Source organism: Paraburkholderia antibiotica, from assembly GCF_012927125.1.
Taxonomy (GTDB): domain Bacteria; phylum Pseudomonadota; class Gammaproteobacteria; order Burkholderiales; family Burkholderiaceae; genus Paraburkholderia; species Paraburkholderia antibiotica.
This window is the reverse complement of the sequence record NZ_JABBFZ010000005.1, coordinates 174,440-190,085: the sequence shown is the minus strand read 5'-3', so window position 1 is coordinate 190,085 and position 15,646 is coordinate 174,440. Positions and strand designations below refer to the sequence as shown.

The window sequence follows — 15,646 nt, the reverse complement described above, 5'->3', positions numbered from 1 at the left end:
CGACCCGGCAGCGCCACCCTGCCGCGTATAACAGAGGAGATACCACCATGCGTTTGAAATCCATTGCAGTGCTGGCTTCGTGTGTTGCCGGCACCTTCTTCGCGGCGCTCGCGCCGGCCCACGCGGAAACCTTCCCGGCCGACTCGACGATGGCGAAAATCCAGAAGAAGGGCAAGCTCGTGGTGGGCACTTCGCTCAATACGCTGATGTTCTCGGTGCGCAATCCGATGACGGGCCAGACCGAAGGTTTCGAAGGCGACCTCGCGCGTCTGCTCGCGAAGAAGCTGACCGGCTCCGAGGACAACGTCGAATGGGTGAAGACCACCACCGAGAACCGCTTGCCGTTCGTCCAGAACGGCCGCGTCGACGTGGTGATCGCGACGCTCACCATCAACGACGCGCGCAAGAAAGTGATCGGTTTCGCGGGTCCGTACTATGTGGCCGGGCAGGACATTCTGACCAAACAGGCCAATACATCGATCCACGGCGTGACCGATCTGAACGGCAAGACTGCGTGCGTGCTGAACGGCACGACCGTCGAGGACAACGTGAAGAAGCTCGCGCCGCAGGCGAAATTCGTCACGTTCAACGATACGGCCGCGTGCGTCGAAGGTGTCGCCGACGGCCGCTTCGATGCGTATGTCGACGACGGCGCGACGCTCGCGGGCGAATCGCTGCGTCAGCCGAACAAGTTCCGCATCGTCGGCAAGCCGTTCACGCAGGAGCCGTACGGCATGGGCGTCGCGAAGGACGACGCGGTGTTCCGGCAATGGATCGACGCGCAACTCGCGCAGTCGATCAAGGACGGCACGTGGAACAAGCTGTATGCGAAGAACCTCGAAGGCACGCTCGGCAAGCCGCAAGTGCCGACGATCGAGCGTTGATCCTTTGTTGATTGTCGATCCGCTGCCCGCATGGACTTTCTGCTTCCTCTGCTGCCGTTCGCGTGGCGCTTCATCGAAGCGATGGGCGTCACGATCGAGCTGACCGCGCTGTCGTTCGCGATGGCGTTCGTGCTCGGCATCGCGCTGACCGTGATGGCCGTGTGCCCGCTCACGCCGTTACGCTGGTTCGCCGCGACCTACGTTGAAATCATGCGCATGACGCCGCTGCTCGCGCTGTTGCTGCTGTTCGTGTTCGGCTTGCCGAAGCTCGGCTTCATGTATTCGCTGACCGCCTCGTCCGTGCTCGTGCTGGGCTTCTACACCGCGGCGTGGGTCGCCGAGGTGCTCAGGGCCGGCGTCAACGCGGTACCGGCCGGTCAGATCGAGGCGGCGCGCAGCATCGGCATGCGCTTTAGCCAGGTGCTCGCGAACGTGGTGATTCCGCAGGCGATGCGCACGGTGATTCCGCCGCTCGGCAATCTGTTCGTGAATCAGATCAAGGCGTCGTCGATCGCGGCGGCAATCGGCGTGTTCGACATCACCTATACGGCGCAGCGCATCAACTTCGAAACCGCGCAGGCGGTGCCGACCTTCGCGGCCGCGATGGTCGCTTATATGGCACTGACAATTCCTCTCGGTCTCATGATGCGACGGCTCGAACGGAAAATGGCGGTGGCGCGATGAATCGGATGCCTACGCTTTATGAACCGGCAGGACCGCGCGGGCGCAGGCGGCAGCGGATTTTTTCGCTCGTGAGCACGGTGGCGGTGTTCGGTCTGCTGGCCGCCATCGGCATGCGCCTGCAAACGAGCGGCCAGTTCGACGCCGACAAGTGGGCAATCTTCCTGCATTGGGGCACCGCGAAGTTTCTGTTCGACGGGCTCGTCTCGACGATCACGGCGGCCGCCTGCGCGGCGCTCGCCGCGTTCGCGCTGGCCATACCGCTCGCGCTCGGGCGGCTGTCGATGCGGCCATGGATCAGCCGGCTCGCGGGTGCATACATCGAATTTTTCCGCGCGATTCCGTTGCTGCTGCTGATCCTGTTCATGGTGATCGAACTGCCGTCGCTCGGTTTCGACTGGCCGGCGCTCGGCTTTCTCGTGTTTGCGATGGCGCTGCATCATTCGGCGCTGACGGCCGAGGTCGTACGCGCGGGCATCCTGTCGTTGCCGCGCGGACAACGCGAAGCCGCGCTCGCGCTGGGCATGCGGCCCGCGCAGGCGATGCATCATGTGGTGCTGCCGCAAGCGCTGCGCAGCATGTTGCCGGCGCTGATCAGTTCGTTGCTCGCGATCGTGCAGGACACGTCGCTCGGTTATGTGATTCCGTACGATGAGTTGCTGCATCGCTCGCAGGACGTGTCGAGCTATGCGCCGCAGTCGCTGCTGCAGGCCGCGTTTATCGTGACGATGATGTACGGCGTCGTCAGTGCGGTGCTGCTTTATCTGAAGCGCTGGGTGGTGCGGCGGCAGCGGCGGGATGGGGCAACGCGCGGTGCGAAGGCCGCCATCACGGGTGCCGCTGGTGCCGCTGAGGATGTGGCAAAGCCGGCCACAAGATTCGGGAAACTATAAGTGCCTCACTTCGAATCCATATCGATAGGCTTGGTCCAGGGTAGATTTTGCAGTTATCGAGTTTGCCGGCGTCGATAAAGCGCCGGTTATTCGAGCCGTGCGATGGATTGCCTATTGGCGGTGCGGCGTGCGGGCCATCTGCCATTTCAGAACGCCCCACAGCCACAGGGTCACGATCCCGACGAGAAGACTGGCAATCAGTTCTGGCCGGGTAACGGCAAAGACACACCATCCCCACTGCAGAAGCCCTCTGAAGGGCTGCGGAACGAGCCTGTACTGCATCGCTGCCTTGCTGGCGAGAAGTCCTCCGGCGGCCGGCGACATCACGATGAACAGCGCCCATGCGTACCGATTGACGTGCCAGTCCGAAGACGTGATCGTCAAAGCGAACCCAACGGTACAGACCAACCACAGCACCGACAGTGTCCAGATCAGCCTGGGACGCTCAAGGATGCCCTTTGCCAGAAACGGTGCGAGGAACCGGAGGAAATACACGAAGAGCAGTCCATGCGCTGCGGCAAGCACCCACAAAGTATGATCGACCGACACGCAATATCCCATCACACCCAGCCCGACTGCGGTAAAGAGCGGCACGGTCAGCAATGAAGTCGCCGGCAACAGCCCATGTACGGCGGTCGCCCATAAAGTGCAGACGGTAAGCGCCACGACGGCGGCCGTCGCGTAATGATCTGTCGGCCCGGTCACCATCGCCGCCGCCATCGACACAAGCCAGACCACTGCCCAGCCATAGCGGGCCCATGGCGACGCGCGGAACGCATCGAGGCGAGAACGAAGCGACGCCCGGCAATCTGCTGCTGCCAGAATCGTGCACACATGGAACATCGTCGTCGCAAAGGCAAGCGCGATTTGCAGCGGCCCCCACGCCCCGATGTAGTTGTTGCCGTCGCCGTGCATCGCGGTTCCACTGGCGACAAGCCATCCTGACCACATCGATTGCAGTACGGACGGAATGACGACGTGCGTCAGACGTACCCGCCGGGACTGGCTACGTGCCCAGAACTCGAATTGCGCAGCGTCGATGCGAAACCGCAGCACATTCGGGTAGTAATGACGGAGTGCCGTGAGCAAACTATCCATCTGCTTGCGCTTGCCGGAATCGAGCAACGCGCCTGCTGCGTTCAGGTACCGTCGCGTCGGCGCCACCAGCAGTGCGAGCGCGTCGGGAAACCGCTGGCGCAGCGTCTGATAGTCTTCGTCGGCGAACGTGCGCGCCAACGCAAGATTGGCGAGCGCCGCATCGCGCTGTATCAGATGTCGCGAGTTGTCCCGCCAACCGAGTACGTCGCAAAGGTCGATGCGAAGTTCGGCGCTGGCATCGTCACGCAGGCAGTAACGCAGCGCCTGCCATTCCAGCTCGTCGCGAAGACGGAAATTCACGACATTCTCGAACATCGCCTTCATCGCACGGCGCGATGTATTTCTGGAAGGATCAGCGACAAACGCCTGCCACATCTGCGCGGCCGTTTCTATCGGATCCGGATCCGGTTGCGGCACCGGTATTTCCCGCACCTCATTCACCGGAAGCACGGCCGGGTCTCCGGCGGTCGCAACGGCTTCATGAACGACCGGCACGGCAACGACCGGTTGCCCATCTGGTTCCGACTGCGCGGAGGCCGTCGCGAGCCGTAATGCAGCTTCATACGCTTCCCGCAGACGTTGGAAGGCGACCGGATCGTGCTCAGGCCGCTGCTGTTTCAGTGCGCGCGCATACGCGCGGCGCACCGTACGCTCGTCGGCATTCTCGTCGACGAGAAGCAAGGACCACGGCCATGCATTCATAGAGACTTCATCCATATCCGCCCACTCATTCAGTAGGTCTGCTGAGCGTCGAAGCTGTCGAGCAGCGAACTCAATTCCTTGTGCGCATGGGCAATCTCCTGCGCATCCTGCCGTTCGAGCAGCGCCTGAAAACGGGCGATATGGTTGGCCAGAAACATCCGGCTTTCGCCGAGCAATTCTTCGTAGATGCGATCGGCGCGGGCCAGTAGCGCGCGATTCTCCATGCGTTCGCGCGGATGAATCTTGATGTCGGCGAGCGCGGCCATCCGCTCGCGAACTTCGTCGGGGCTCAATACGCCGGGGTTCTCCTCGATCACGATCGAACGCGTGCCGCCGTCGGGTATCGCGGTCGCCTGCACTTCAAGCACACCGCTCACGTCGTAAGTGAAACGCACATCGGCGCCCGCCTGGCCAGCTGGCTTGCGCGGCACTTCGAGTCTGAATTCGCCGAGCGAGACGTTATCGCGCGTGAGACGGGCTTCACCCTGAAACACACGGATGATGACGACGTCCTGCTGATCGCGCACGGTGAAGACACGTCGCACGCGACTCACCGGCACAATGGTGTTGCGTTCGATGATGGGTAGAAAGTGTCCCGGCACAAAGTCGTTCTGGCCTACCTGCACCGATGTATCGATGCCGAGGCTATACGGCGCGACGTCGGTGAGCACGAGCTCCTCGAGTCCGGCATCCTGTGCGACCAGTCCCGCCTGCACCGCGGCTCCCAGCGCGACCACTTCGTCAGGATTCAGGTGCACCGCGGGTAGACGACCGAACATCTTCGACACCAGCTTGCGGACAACGGGCATGCGCGTGGCACCACCGACAAGAATGATTTCGTCGAGCGAATCGACCGGAATCCTGGCATCACGTAACGCTCGTTCGACCGGTTTGCGCAGTCGCTGCAGGAGGGACTCGAACAAACGTTCGGCCTCTGCGGCATCGATCTCCATCGTGTAAGGCTTGTCTTCGACGGTGAGCGTCATCGCAATCGCTTCACCGCTGTTCTGCGTGAGCTGGCGCTTGGCGCGCTCGGCCAGTTGATTAAGCCGTTGCGCAGCGGTGGGTGACAGGGTGCTCATCGAAAGATGGTTGCGCCGGCAGAGAGACTGGGCCAGCGCTTCGGTGAAATCGTCACCGCCGAGAAAGTTATCGCCCGTGCTCGCGCGCACTTCCATCACGCCTTCGAAAAAATCGAGCACCGATACGTCGAAGGTGCCGCCGCCAAGATCGAAGATCAGGAATTTGCTCTCACGGTCGCCGAGATGCACACCATAGGACAACGCGGCCGCGGTGGGTTCGTTGATGAGCCGGCGCACGTTCAGTCCCGCGAGTTCGCCCGCGATGCGCGTGGCTTTTCGCTGCGCGTCGCTGAAATAGGCCGGCACGGCGATCACCGCATCGCGCACTTCGGCACCGAGAAATGCCTCTGCGTCGGCCTTCAGCGACTTCAGCACGAACGCGGACAGCTCCTCGGGACGAAAGGTGCGCGAACCCAGGCGAACTTCCCGGTCGGTGCCCATGTAGCGCTTGAAACTGGAGGTGCTCAGTCGCGGATGCGTATGCACGCGGTCATGAGCCGCGCGTCCTGTCAGCACAGAACCATCGTCGTCGATCGACACGCAAGACGGCGTAAGGACGTGGCCAAGTGCATTGGGAATCAGAACAGATTGGCCGTCTCGCCATACCCCTACCGCACTGTTCGTTGTTCCGAGATCGATTCCGATGATCGATGACATGCTCTGCTTTCCGTTATTTTTCTCGGGCGCCGCAGCGCGACGCCGGTTGAACTGGCTAAAAGTGGTCAACGCGCCCGCGTTTTCGCCTCATGCCGCGTGAGCAGCCTCATACCGCCACTCGCTCCCCCGACTGCCGATTGAGCCATCCGTATCCCCGATAAAGCTCACTTTTAACGTCGCCGCGATGACCGGTCTTTGTAACCATATGTTAATTCCCGGGCGCATGATAGTCGCGATCGCGTCATGCGATGTTCAGCAATTGCAAAGCAGGCGGTTTCGGGAGAACGGCGTCGCGAACCGGAAGCCAATTGCGCCGGTGCAAGATCGACGCTGGCCGACAGACGGGCATCAACACTTAAATCGCCGACATCCCGGTCAACGCGAATTCCGCATTACCAGCCCGCATCGCGCCCGGTTGTTGCGTGCGTAATACCGCTTCCGAAATTTCGAAAACGGACACGGCCTGCTTCAATTGTTCGGTCTGCTGATGCAGCGACGCGGCGGCCGCCGCGGCCTGCTCGACCAGCGCCGCGTTCTGCTGGGTCATCTCGTCCATCTGCACGACCGCCTGATTCACCTGCTCGATGCCGGTGCTCTGTTCAAGCGACGACGCACTGATCTCCGCCATCATCTGCGTGACCCGCGAGATCGACGCGGACACGTGGCTCATCGCCTCGCCCGCACGTTCGACCAGCGCCGAGCCGCCCTGAATCTCCGCGGCCGACTCGCTGATCAGCGTCTTGATCTCCTTCGCCGACTGCGCGCTGCGCTGCGCGAGCCCGCGCACCTCGCCGGCCACCACCGCGAAGCCGCGGCCCTGCTCGCCCGCGCGCGCCGCCTCGACGGCCGCGTTGAGCGCGAGGATGTTGGTCTGGAACGCAATGCCGTCGATCACCGAGATGATTTCCGCGATCTTGTCCGAGCTTTGCGCGATGCCGTGCATCTTGTCGACCACCTGGTCGACGACTTCGCTGCCGCGCGAAGTCGCGTCGAGCGCGGTCTCGGCGAGCGCGCTCGCCTCGCGCGCGTGATCGGCGTTCTGGCGCACCGTGGCCGTGAGCTCTTCCATGCTCGACGCGGTTTCCTCCAGCGACGCCGCCTGGTTTTCGGTGCGCGCCGACAGATCGGCGTTGCCGGTCGCGATTTCGTCCGCGCCGAGATGGATCGAGTCGGCCGATTCGCGCACCGTCTTCACCGTGCGCGCGACGCTCGCCTGCATCGTCGCGAGGCCCGAGAACAGACGGCCGATTTCGTTGCTGCCGCGCGCGGCGATCGGCTGATCGAGACGCCCTTGCGCGATGCGCTCGAAGTGACGGCCCGCTTCCTCGAGCGGCGCGACGACGCCACGGCGCAGCGCCGTATGCACGGCCAGCGTGCCGGCGACCAGCACCAGCAGAATCGCGACGCTGACGATGCGGAAGGCCGCCATGCGCGCATCGATCGAATCGAGCGACGCGCGGCTCGCGGCGTCGCCGAACTGCACGAAGTTGTGCACGTCCACGAGATAAGCGTCCTGGAACGACTGCGTCGGCTGATCGAGAAACGCCTGGATATCGTTCGAGTCGAGATACTGCACGAGTTCGCCGAGCGCGCCGCGCAGCTTCTTGTAGCGCTCTGCAAGTGCGGCCGCGCGCGTGCCGTTTTCGTCGCTGGTCTTCGGCGCGCTCATGAACGCGGCGAACGACTGGTCGGCGGCGACGAGCTGCTCGCGCGCGTGCTGCACGATGTCGGTCGGCTCGGTGCCGCCGCGCACCATGCGCGTGCCGGCGCGCGACAGGTTGATGCGCGCGTCCATCAGGCGCTGGGTGGTCTGGTTGACCGCGTCCACCTGTTTGAGCGCGATATTCGAGAGATCGTCGACGTCGTCATGGGTGCGCGTGAGCGACCAGAAACCCAGCCCCACCGTGACGAGCTGAAAGACGCAGAACGCGACCAGTACACACAACAGGCCGGATGCGACCTTGATCTTGCTGAACATCGTGGACTCCTGGGAGCAAAAGGATGACGGGAGCTATCCCAGGGTTAACGGCAGGTTCGCGTGTCGCTTGAGAACAATTGCGGCAAAAAGCGTCCTATATGCGGGTTTCATCGGCGATCGTGATGATTGGAGCCGTTTTGCGCAACAATGCGGCGCTCCGCGCATCGCACGCGGAATCACCTTGCGCAGCGCGACGGCGCTTCCTAGAGTGGGTAGGAACCGCGCGGAGCACGCCGGCGCGGCCACATCGACGCACCCGGCGCATTCGATGCACTCACGAGGCGTTGCCTGAAGGAACCACGATGACCGACCTACTCGACCGGGCGCGCGGCGCACTGCACGCCCAGCCGTTCAGCATGCTGCTAGGCGCGGAGTTGATGCATGCCGGCGGCAACGAAATCACGCTGTGTCTACCGATTCGCGATGAACTGAGGCAGCAGCACGGCTTCGTGCATGGCGGCGTCATCAGCTATCTGGCCGACAATGCGCTGACCTTCGCGGGCGCGCTGTCGCTCGGCCCGAAGGTCGTGACCGGCGAATACAAGATCAACTATCTGCGCCCGGCGATAAACGGCACGCTGATCGCGCGCGCCAACGTGATCCATGCGGGCCGGCAGCAGGCGACCTGCCTGTGCAGCGTGTATGTGATGGAGGGCAACCGCGAGAAGCTGGTGGCGGTCGCGCAGGGGACGATTAGCCGGGTTGGGGAGAGTGGGGAGGACGCGGAGGGGATATAAGAGGGCGTGCATTACGCCAGCGGAAGCTCGCGCAGGTAGGGACAAAAATCCACGACCACCGCCTCCTTGCACGTAATCCGGATATCGGGAGCGACGTTCGAGAAGAGGTCGAGCTTCAGCAGCCCATTGGGCGCCTTCGACAAAGACCATCCACTTAACGGTACTCGTCAACTTCGACAGTCCCGCCCATTGCTTCCATCATCGTTCGAATGTCTTCCGGCACATCTGTCACCCGGTCGCCAGACTCGTTATCCCAATAGCAGAAGAAGCGCATGGAACCGCCGGTGCGCGCGATAAGCCCGCCCAAATCTACGCGCGGCAGTTGGAGCCGCTCGATCAGATAGCGCAGGTGCGGTGTCAAATCGTCGCTGATTACCGCATCGGCGCTCGAAAAACTCCATATACCTTGTCGCCACGGCGTGCTGCTCATCGCACCGGACGGCATCGGTCGAAATTGCCCTTTGACTCCCGCGCGAGAAGGCGACACGCCGAAGTAGTTCGTCCAGAATTCGGGCGGCTCCGTGTCCTGATAGATCGTGAACGACGCATATGCGAGGTTGTGTCCGGTTGCCATCGCGTTTCCCTCAGGGTGCCCAGCCATGCATGTTGTCGATAATCGTGCCTCTGAACTCGACGTCTCCATTGTCGTGCCAGATAACGTTGTGATCCCCGCGCAATTGATGGTCTTCTTTCATCATGTGAATCATCTTCCCGAACGTCTTCCGGTCGTAACCCAACATCTTCGCGGCGTAGTCCGGCTCATTCGTGCTGGATGCCAGTTCTTCGACGTTACGGCTCACCAAGCCCGGCGTATACGTGAATGGTCGTGCGTCACTGAACGGCATCGCCACCTCCGCCGCCACTTCTCGCTGCGCCGCTCTGTGCACCGCCGCCAGTTGCCTGCGGTTGTCCTCGATATACCGCCTGATCTCCTCTTTCGGCGGCACAAACACCAGCGTTCCCTGCTTCAACAACTCATACAGCGCCCGTCTCACTTCCGCATCGGTCAATTTGTTGACCGCATAGCGTCCCGCGCCCCCCCACGACAGCAAGCCTCTCAGACTGTACATATCCAGGCGGCTGGTGCTCCACCTCTCCGGATTCACCCACCACAGAAAATCGGCGCGCGCGGCATCCAACGCCTGCTGCACTTCCGCAGTGTCCTCACGGGTCAATTGCGCGCCAATCCCGCCCCACCAGGAAGCCAGCCTGAACGTCCACCCCTCCTTCAGGAATTTGAAATCCATACTGAACAGCATGAATACTCCCCTGTCACTGCATGCGATCTGTCGACATGAACAGCTACATCGTGACGGTCCGTGCGGCCGATGCACCGCGTATTGGTAAGCCAGCGGGGCCAGAGCTATGCTTCGCACGAGTCACGAAACAGCACTCCGCCGGCAGCCCCTTAACTTACAGGGCAACGCCAAGCAGCGATATGGGCGAAGGATGATTTGTTTCCACCCAAAGTCCGAAAACGCGTCGGCGCGTTGCCAACCATCGGCGACGGAAATCACAAACAAAAAAGCCGTCCCCGCACAATACGGGAACGGCTTTCTGATTTACGCCGATACAGCTACAGCTAGCGAATCTCCAGCGACTCAAGACCGACACACCGAAGCGCGCCACTCCTGAACCGCCACCAACTCACTCCGCCGCGTACGTCGTCTGCGTCTGCTCGCCCAGGCCTTCGATACCCAGGCGCACCGTCTGCCCCGCCTTCAGGAACACCGGATTCGGCTTCACACCCATGCCGACGCCCGGCGGCGTGCCCGTCGAGATCACGTCGCCCGGTTGCAGGCTCATGCACTGCGACACGTACGACACCAGCTTCGCGACGTTGAAGATCATCGTCTTCGTGCTGCCGTTCTGGTAGCGGTGGCCGTCCACTTCGAGCCACAGGTTCAGGTTCTGCGGATCGGCGACTTCGTCGCGCGTGACGACCCACGGGCCGATCGGGCCGAACGTGTCGAAGCCCTTGCCCTTGTCCCACGTACCGCCGCGCTCGATCTGCCATTCGCGCTCGGAGACGTCGTTGACCACGCAGTAGCCGGCCACGTGCTCGAGCGCGTTCGCTTCGTCGACGTACTTCGCGGCCTTGCCGATCACCACGCCGAGCTCGACTTCCCAGTCGGTCTTCTTCGAGCCGCGCGGGATTTCGATGTCGTCGTTCGGACCGCTGATCGCGCTCGTCCACTTGTTGAAGATGACCGGTTCGGCCGGCACCGGCAGATTCGATTCCGCCGCGTGATCCGCGTAGTTCAGGCCGATGCAGATGAACTTGCCGATCTTGCCGACGCACGGACCGATGCGCGGATTGCCTTCGACGACCGGCAGCGTGGCCGGATCGAGCGCGCGCAGTTTCGCGAGGCTCTCGTCGCCGAGCACGGCGCCGTCGATGTCGCCGACCACCTTCGACAGATCGCGAATCTTGCCTTGCGCGTCGAGCAGGCCCGGCTTTTCCTGGCCTTTCGGCCCATAACGAAGCAGTTTCATCGTTGCACTTCCCTTTACGTTCAGTAAGTAGTGTTCGGTTCGGTGAGCCGTGTTGCGCCCAGCAGAATCAGTTCGACCAGCCGCCGTCGATCACGTGGAGCTGGCCCGTCGTGAACGACGACTCGTCGGACGCGAGATACAGCGCCAGCGCGGCGATTTCCTCCGGCTTGCCGATGCGGCCCATCGGCTGACGCGCCACGAACGCTGCCTGCACCGCGTCGACGGACGCGCCCTGCGCCTGGGCCTGCGCGGCGATTCGCTGTTCGAGCGACGGCGAGGACACCGTGCCCGGGCAAATCGCGTTACAGCGTACACCACGCGTGACGAAATCCGCGGCGACGGCCTTGGTCAGCCCGACCACCGCCGCCTTCGACGCACCGTACGCGAAGCGGTTCGGCACGCCCTTCACGCTCGACGCCGCCGACGACATGTTGATGATCGAGCCGCCGCCCTTCTCCAGCATCGCCGGCAAAAACGCGCGAATCATACGGTACATCGCCTTCGCGTTGAGGTCGAACGCGAAGTCCCAATCCTCTTCGCTGCATTCGAGGATGCTGCCCGCGTGCACGAAGCCCGCGCAGTTGAACAGCACGTCGACCGTACCGACTTCGGCGGCGAGCGCCTTGATTGCCGCGCCGTCGAGCACGTCGAGCTTGCGTGCCTCGAACGGTTTGCCGGCGAGGCCGTCGATGCGGATATCGGTGGCGATCACGCGCGCGCCCTCGCGTGCGAACAGTTCGGCGGTGGCGAGACCGATGCCTTGTCCCGCCGCGGTGATCAGGGCCGTTTTGCCGGCCAGTCTTTGTGTCATCTACGACTCCAGTTGAATGGGCTGCTAACGTTGCTGGGTTGCATGAATCAAAGCCGGTAAAACGCCGCGGCGTTGTCGCCGAACACCGCCGCCTGTTCGGCGTCGCTCAACGACGCGAGCAGCGTGGTCGCCACCGAATGCCACAGCAGATAGTCGCCGTTCAGGTCGAGCACGGGCCAGTCGCTGCCCCACATCAGCCGCGCGGGGCCGAACGTGTCCAGCAGATGCTCGACGTAGCGCCGCAGCGTCTCTTCAGTCCAGCCGGGCGACGCCTCGGTCGCGAGACCCGAGAGCTTGCAGTGCACGTGCGGAAACGCGGCGAGCCGCGTGATCGCGTCGCGCCACACCTGATAGCCGGCCTGGCCGTAACGGATCGGTGGCTTCGCGCCATGATCGACGACGATGCGCAGCGCCGGAAAACGCTGCGCGAAAATCTCCATGTATTGCACGTGGCGCGCGTAGATCAACGCATCGAACACGAGGTCGTGCGCAATCAGCGCGTCGATTGCCGGCGCGAGATCGGGATTCGCGATCCAGCCATCGTCGGGCAGGTCCTGCAGCATCGGCCGCACGCCCTTGAACTTCGGCTCGCGCGCGAGCGCCTCGATCAGCTCGGGCGCGGTCGGCAACAGCATCGGCACCCAGCCGACCACGCCGGCAATCGACGGCTCATGCCGCGCGAGGTCGAGCAGGTAGCGGGTTTCGTCGAGCGTCGGCGCGGCCTGCACGACCACGGTCCGCTCGATGCCGGCCTGCTCGCGCAGCGGCTTCAGGTCTGCCGGGCCGTACGGCCGGTAAAGGATTTTCAGCTCCGGCGTCAGCCACTCGTAGTCCCCGCGCGCGGGGTCCCAGTAGTGCTGATGAGCGTCGATCGGCATGTCGGATCAGTCCTCAGGAGCGGGCGCGCGGGCGTCGAGCAGGCCTGCCTCGCGCAACGCGGACCACAGCGCGGCGGGAATCGGCTGCTCGAACGACGCGACGTTCTCGCGCAATTCGTCGGCACTGCGCGCGCCGGTCAGCACGGTGGCGACCGCCGGATGCGCATACGGAAACTGCAACGCGGCGGCGGCGAGCGGCACGCCATGCGCGCGGCACACCGCCTCCAGACGCGCGACGCGCTCGATCACCTCGGGCGGCGCCGCGCCATAGTTGAACTTCAGATCGCCTTCGACGCCGCGCGCCAGAATGCCGGAATTGAACGCGCCGCCTAGCAGGATGCCGACGCCGCGCGCTTCGCAGGTCGGCAGCAGGTCGTCGAGGGTGCTCTGCTCAAGCAGCGTATAACGGCCCGCGAGCAACGCGCAATCGATATCGAACTCGGCCAGCGCGTCGAGAATCACCGCGCCTTCGTTGACGCCGAGGCCGACCGCCTTGATTGCGCCGCTCGAACGCAGGCGCTCCAGCGCGCGAAAGCCGCCGCCTTCGGTGAGTTGCCGCCAGTAGTGCGGATGCCGCTCGCCGTGCGTGGCGCGGCCGATGTCGTGCACCAGCAGGATGTCGATATCGACGATGCCGAGGCGCTGCTGGCTGTCTTCGAACGAGCGCAGGATGCCGTCGTGCGTGTAGTCGTAGATCGCTTCGAACGGCAGTGGATTCTGCCAGCCCTCGCGGTCGTCGAATGGCGAAGTGCGCGGCACGAAGCGGCGGCCCACTTTGGTCGACAGCACGTAGTCGCCGCGCGGGTAATGACGCAGCGCGGCGCCCAGCCGATGCTCGGCCTTGGTGTTGCCGTAATGCGGCGCGGTGTCGAAGTAGCGCACGCCCGCGTCCCACGCGGCGGCGACGGTCGCGTGGGCCTCCTCGTCGGACAGGTCGCGGTACAGGCCGCCGAGCGGCGCCGTGCCGAGACTCAGTCCGGTCACCTGCAAGGCGCCGCGGCCGATGCGGCGGCGCCGCGCGAGCTTCGATCCGACCGATGCCGTCATGAGCGCGTCTCCAGATTGGATTTATCTCTTGGTTTTACCATGCGCCGCCCACGCGCATCGCTAACATGCATTCATTCACCAATGAACGTATTATTCATAGCCGAATTTTCGCAAGTCAAGCAAAGTGCGCGGCATGGAGGCCCGGGTTTTCCCTGGCGCCAGCGATCCCGTTCGTGAATTGCCACGCGCGGCGCCACTCAGATCAGATAATAAGAACTCCAGACGAAATTCCACCGCAGATCACGATGGACGCAGACGACAAAGACGACGACCGCTACCGCGCCCCCGCGCTCGACAAAGGCCTCGACATTCTCGAGCTGCTGTCCGAACAGAAAGAGGGTCTGACGCGCGCCGAAATCACCCGGCAACTCGGCCGCAACGCGAGCGAGATGTACCGGATGCTCGAACGCCTCGTCGCGCGGCAGTACGTGGTGCGCTCGGCGGCCGGCGACCGCTATTCGCTGAGCCTGAAGCTGTATGCGCTCGCGCACCGTCATCCGCCGATGAACCGGCTGATCGCCGAAGCGCTGCCGCTGATGCAGCGTTTCGCCGACGCCGCCGAGCAGTCGTGCCACCTCGTCGTCTACGACCGTGGCAACCTGCTCGTGATCGCCCAGGTCGACGGGCCGGGCACGTGGGGCATGTCGGTGCGGCTCGGCTCGCGCGTCGGCCTGATCGACACCGGCTCCGGGCGCGTGATGCTCGCGTTCCAGAGCGTCGAGCAACGCCGGCAGATGCTTGCCGAGCACACGAAGGTGAAGGGCGAAGTCACGATCGATCGCGACGCGCTGGAGGAAGCCTGCGAGCGCATCCGCGCGGCCGGTTTTTCGCAGAAGGACAGTCAGCAGACGTTCGGCGTCACCGACCTGACCTTTCCGCTGCTCGGGCCGTCGGGTCAGGCGATCGCGGTGCTGACCTGCCCGTATCTGCGACGGATCGACGAATACGTCGCGCCGACGCTCGAAGCGGCCACCGCGCTGTTGCGCGACACGGTGCAGGCGCTGTCGATGCATCGGGACTAGGCCGCGTGACGGGCAAAGTGAGCGGCGCCGCCGCGCGCGGCGGCACGCTCGCGCACATGGTTTAGAATGGCGGCCCTTCCAAAATTACGCCGCATGAGTGGCTCATGCGAGCGCATCGATTGAGCAATGGCCAAACTTCTGACCGATTCCGAATTCCAGCGTTTTTCCGAACTCCAGCAGAAGCAGTCGAGCTTCACGATCACCGCCGCCGAGGCCGACGAATTGCGCGACATCGTCGCGCACGCGCAGAAGCGCCGTGACGACCGCGCCGCGGCGATGCAAAGCATCGAGACTTTCATCCAGCAGTTCGACATCACGCCCGACGAGCTGTTTTCGCCCGAGCAGATCGGCGAAGCGGCGCGCACCTACGGCCTGATTCCGGCCGCGCGCAAGGAGCGCGTGCTGCCGCCGTCGCTGACGTTCAACGGCAAGCCGTATCAATGGACCACGCGTGCGCTGCCCGAGGAAATCCGCGTGCCGCTGTTCGACGCGTTCAAGGCCGGCGAATCGGTGAAGTCGTTTATCGCCACTCTGAAAGACGCGAACCGTTGCGCGGCGACGATCGCGCGTCTGGAGCGCGAAACCGGCGCGGAGTATGCGCCGGCATGGCTCGACGAGTTGTCGGTGACACGCGCCCAGGTCGACGAAGCCGCGCAGAAGCTGGCGGCGTAAGCCCCGTG

The 15,646-nt window shown here is 63.6% G+C and carries 16 protein-coding genes; 6 read left to right on the top strand and 10 right to left on the bottom strand.

Going from position 1 to position 15,646, the window contains the following annotated elements; genetic code table 11:
• Positions 1-47: 47 nt before the first annotated feature.
• From HHL14_RS11795 to HHL14_RS11785, 3 genes are all read left to right on the top strand, one after another.
• A complete protein-coding gene (locus HHL14_RS11795; RefSeq protein WP_169497783.1) occupies positions 48-884 on the top strand; it encodes a glutamate ABC transporter substrate-binding protein in 837 nt (278 codons plus the stop codon).
• Positions 885-914: 30 nt separating this feature from the next.
• Complete coding sequence (locus HHL14_RS11790) at positions 915-1,568, top strand: amino acid ABC transporter permease (protein ID WP_169497782.1); 654 nt, start codon at positions 915-917, stop codon at positions 1,566-1,568.
• A 68-nt stretch (positions 1,569-1,636) separates the two neighbouring features.
• A complete protein-coding gene (locus HHL14_RS11785) occupies positions 1,637-2,458 on the top strand; it encodes an amino acid ABC transporter permease (protein WP_169497781.1) in 822 nt (273 codons plus the stop codon).
• 111 nt (positions 2,459-2,569) lie between these two features.
• On the opposite strand, the gene HHL14_RS11780 is transcribed toward HHL14_RS11785, so the two are convergent.
• The 3 genes from HHL14_RS11780 to HHL14_RS11770 all read right to left on the bottom strand — a co-directional run bounded on the left by HHL14_RS11780 (position 2,570) and on the right by HHL14_RS11770 (position 7,975).
• On the bottom strand, positions 2,570-4,273 hold the full coding sequence (locus tag HHL14_RS11780; RefSeq protein ID WP_169497780.1) for a J domain-containing protein: 1,704 nt from the start codon (positions 4,271-4,273) through the stop codon (positions 2,570-2,572).
• Positions 4,274-4,287: 14 nt separating this feature from the next.
• On the bottom strand, positions 4,288-5,997 hold the full coding sequence (locus tag HHL14_RS11775) for a molecular chaperone HscC (protein ID WP_169497779.1): 1,710 nt from the start codon (positions 5,995-5,997) through the stop codon (positions 4,288-4,290).
• Between the two features lie 355 nt (positions 5,998-6,352).
• Positions 6,353-7,975, bottom strand: a complete 1,623-nt coding sequence (locus HHL14_RS11770; RefSeq protein ID WP_169497778.1) for a methyl-accepting chemotaxis protein — start codon at positions 7,973-7,975, stop codon at positions 6,353-6,355.
• Between the two features lie 302 nt (positions 7,976-8,277).
• Between HHL14_RS11770 and HHL14_RS11765 the strand changes: the two genes are divergently transcribed.
• Positions 8,278-8,712: a PaaI family thioesterase gene (locus HHL14_RS11765; protein WP_169497777.1), complete on the top strand. Its 435-nt coding sequence runs from the start codon at positions 8,278-8,280 to the stop codon at positions 8,710-8,712.
• A gap of 11 nt (positions 8,713-8,723) precedes the next feature.
• Here HHL14_RS11765 and HHL14_RS33580 read toward each other — a convergent pair whose 3' ends face one another.
• The 7 genes from HHL14_RS33580 to HHL14_RS11735 all read right to left on the bottom strand — a co-directional run bounded on the left by HHL14_RS33580 (position 8,724) and on the right by HHL14_RS11735 (position 13,944).
• A complete protein-coding gene (locus HHL14_RS33580; RefSeq protein WP_268966609.1) occupies positions 8,724-8,855 on the bottom strand; it encodes a hypothetical protein in 132 nt (43 codons plus the stop codon).
• A gap of 11 nt (positions 8,856-8,866) precedes the next feature.
• The gene (locus HHL14_RS11760; RefSeq protein ID WP_169497776.1) at positions 8,867-9,286 is read right to left on the bottom strand and encodes a DUF4279 domain-containing protein; all 420 of its coding nucleotides are present in this window, start codon (positions 9,284-9,286) and stop codon (positions 8,867-8,869) included.
• Between the two features lie 10 nt (positions 9,287-9,296).
• Complete coding sequence (locus HHL14_RS33170; RefSeq protein WP_230413000.1) at positions 9,297-9,971, bottom strand: hypothetical protein; 675 nt, start codon at positions 9,969-9,971, stop codon at positions 9,297-9,299.
• Positions 9,972-10,359: 388 nt separating this feature from the next.
• Positions 10,360-11,208 (bottom strand): ureidoglycolate lyase, encoded by an 849-nt coding sequence (locus tag HHL14_RS11750; protein ID WP_169497775.1) that lies wholly within the window; start codon positions 11,206-11,208, stop codon positions 10,360-10,362.
• 67 nt (positions 11,209-11,275) lie between these two features.
• A complete protein-coding gene (locus HHL14_RS11745) occupies positions 11,276-12,019 on the bottom strand; it encodes an SDR family oxidoreductase (protein ID WP_169497774.1) in 744 nt (247 codons plus the stop codon).
• A gap of 47 nt (positions 12,020-12,066) precedes the next feature.
• The gene (locus HHL14_RS11740; protein ID WP_169497773.1) at positions 12,067-12,897 is read right to left on the bottom strand and encodes an amidohydrolase family protein; all 831 of its coding nucleotides are present in this window, start codon (positions 12,895-12,897) and stop codon (positions 12,067-12,069) included.
• 6 nt (positions 12,898-12,903) lie between these two features.
• Entirely contained in the window at positions 12,904-13,944 is a 1,041-nt protein-coding gene (locus HHL14_RS11735; RefSeq protein WP_169497772.1) for an aldo/keto reductase, read from the bottom strand.
• Positions 13,945-14,189: 245 nt separating this feature from the next.
• On the opposite strand from HHL14_RS11735, the gene HHL14_RS11730 reads away from it, so the two are divergent.
• Positions 14,190-14,966 (top strand): IclR family transcriptional regulator, encoded by a 777-nt coding sequence (locus HHL14_RS11730; RefSeq protein ID WP_169497771.1) that lies wholly within the window; start codon positions 14,190-14,192, stop codon positions 14,964-14,966.
• Positions 14,967-15,092: 126 nt separating this feature from the next.
• Positions 15,093-15,638 (top strand): hypothetical protein, encoded by a 546-nt coding sequence (locus tag HHL14_RS11725; protein WP_169497770.1) that lies wholly within the window; start codon positions 15,093-15,095, stop codon positions 15,636-15,638.
• The last annotated feature ends 8 nt before the right edge of the window (positions 15,639-15,646 follow it).

What these genes read in the sequence shown, in the direction of transcription:
- HHL14_RS11760 (WP_169497776.1), bottom strand. Translation starts at nt 9,286, where the DNA reads ATGGCAACCGGACACAACCTCGCATATGCGTCGTTCACGATCTATCAG.
- HHL14_RS11725 (WP_169497770.1), top strand. Translation starts at nt 15,093, where the DNA reads ATGGCCAAACTTCTGACCGATTCCGAATTCCAGCGTTTTTCCGAACTC.
- HHL14_RS11795 (WP_169497783.1), top strand. Translation starts at nt 48, where the DNA reads ATGCGTTTGAAATCCATTGCAGTGCTGGCTTCGTGTGTTGCCGGCACC.
- HHL14_RS11735 (WP_169497772.1), bottom strand. Translation starts at nt 13,944, where the DNA reads ATGACGGCATCGGTCGGATCGAAGCTCGCGCGGCGCCGCCGCATCGGC.
- HHL14_RS11775 (WP_169497779.1), bottom strand. Translation starts at nt 5,997, where the DNA reads ATGTCATCGATCATCGGAATCGATCTCGGAACAACGAACAGTGCGGTA.
- HHL14_RS11780 (WP_169497780.1), bottom strand. Translation starts at nt 4,273, where the DNA reads ATGGATGAAGTCTCTATGAATGCATGGCCGTGGTCCTTGCTTCTCGTC.
- HHL14_RS11765 (WP_169497777.1), top strand. Translation starts at nt 8,278, where the DNA reads ATGACCGACCTACTCGACCGGGCGCGCGGCGCACTGCACGCCCAGCCG.
- HHL14_RS11790 (WP_169497782.1), top strand. Translation starts at nt 915, where the DNA reads ATGGACTTTCTGCTTCCTCTGCTGCCGTTCGCGTGGCGCTTCATCGAA.
- HHL14_RS11730 (WP_169497771.1), top strand. Translation starts at nt 14,190, where the DNA reads ATGGACGCAGACGACAAAGACGACGACCGCTACCGCGCCCCCGCGCTC.
- HHL14_RS33170 (WP_230413000.1), bottom strand. Translation starts at nt 9,971, where the DNA reads ATGCTGTTCAGTATGGATTTCAAATTCCTGAAGGAGGGGTGGACGTTC.
- HHL14_RS11745 (WP_169497774.1), bottom strand. Translation starts at nt 12,019, where the DNA reads ATGACACAAAGACTGGCCGGCAAAACGGCCCTGATCACCGCGGCGGGA.
- HHL14_RS11750 (WP_169497775.1), bottom strand. Translation starts at nt 11,208, where the DNA reads ATGAAACTGCTTCGTTATGGGCCGAAAGGCCAGGAAAAGCCGGGCCTG.
- HHL14_RS11770 (WP_169497778.1), bottom strand. Translation starts at nt 7,975, where the DNA reads ATGTTCAGCAAGATCAAGGTCGCATCCGGCCTGTTGTGTGTACTGGTC.
- HHL14_RS11740 (WP_169497773.1), bottom strand. Translation starts at nt 12,897, where the DNA reads ATGCCGATCGACGCTCATCAGCACTACTGGGACCCCGCGCGCGGGGAC.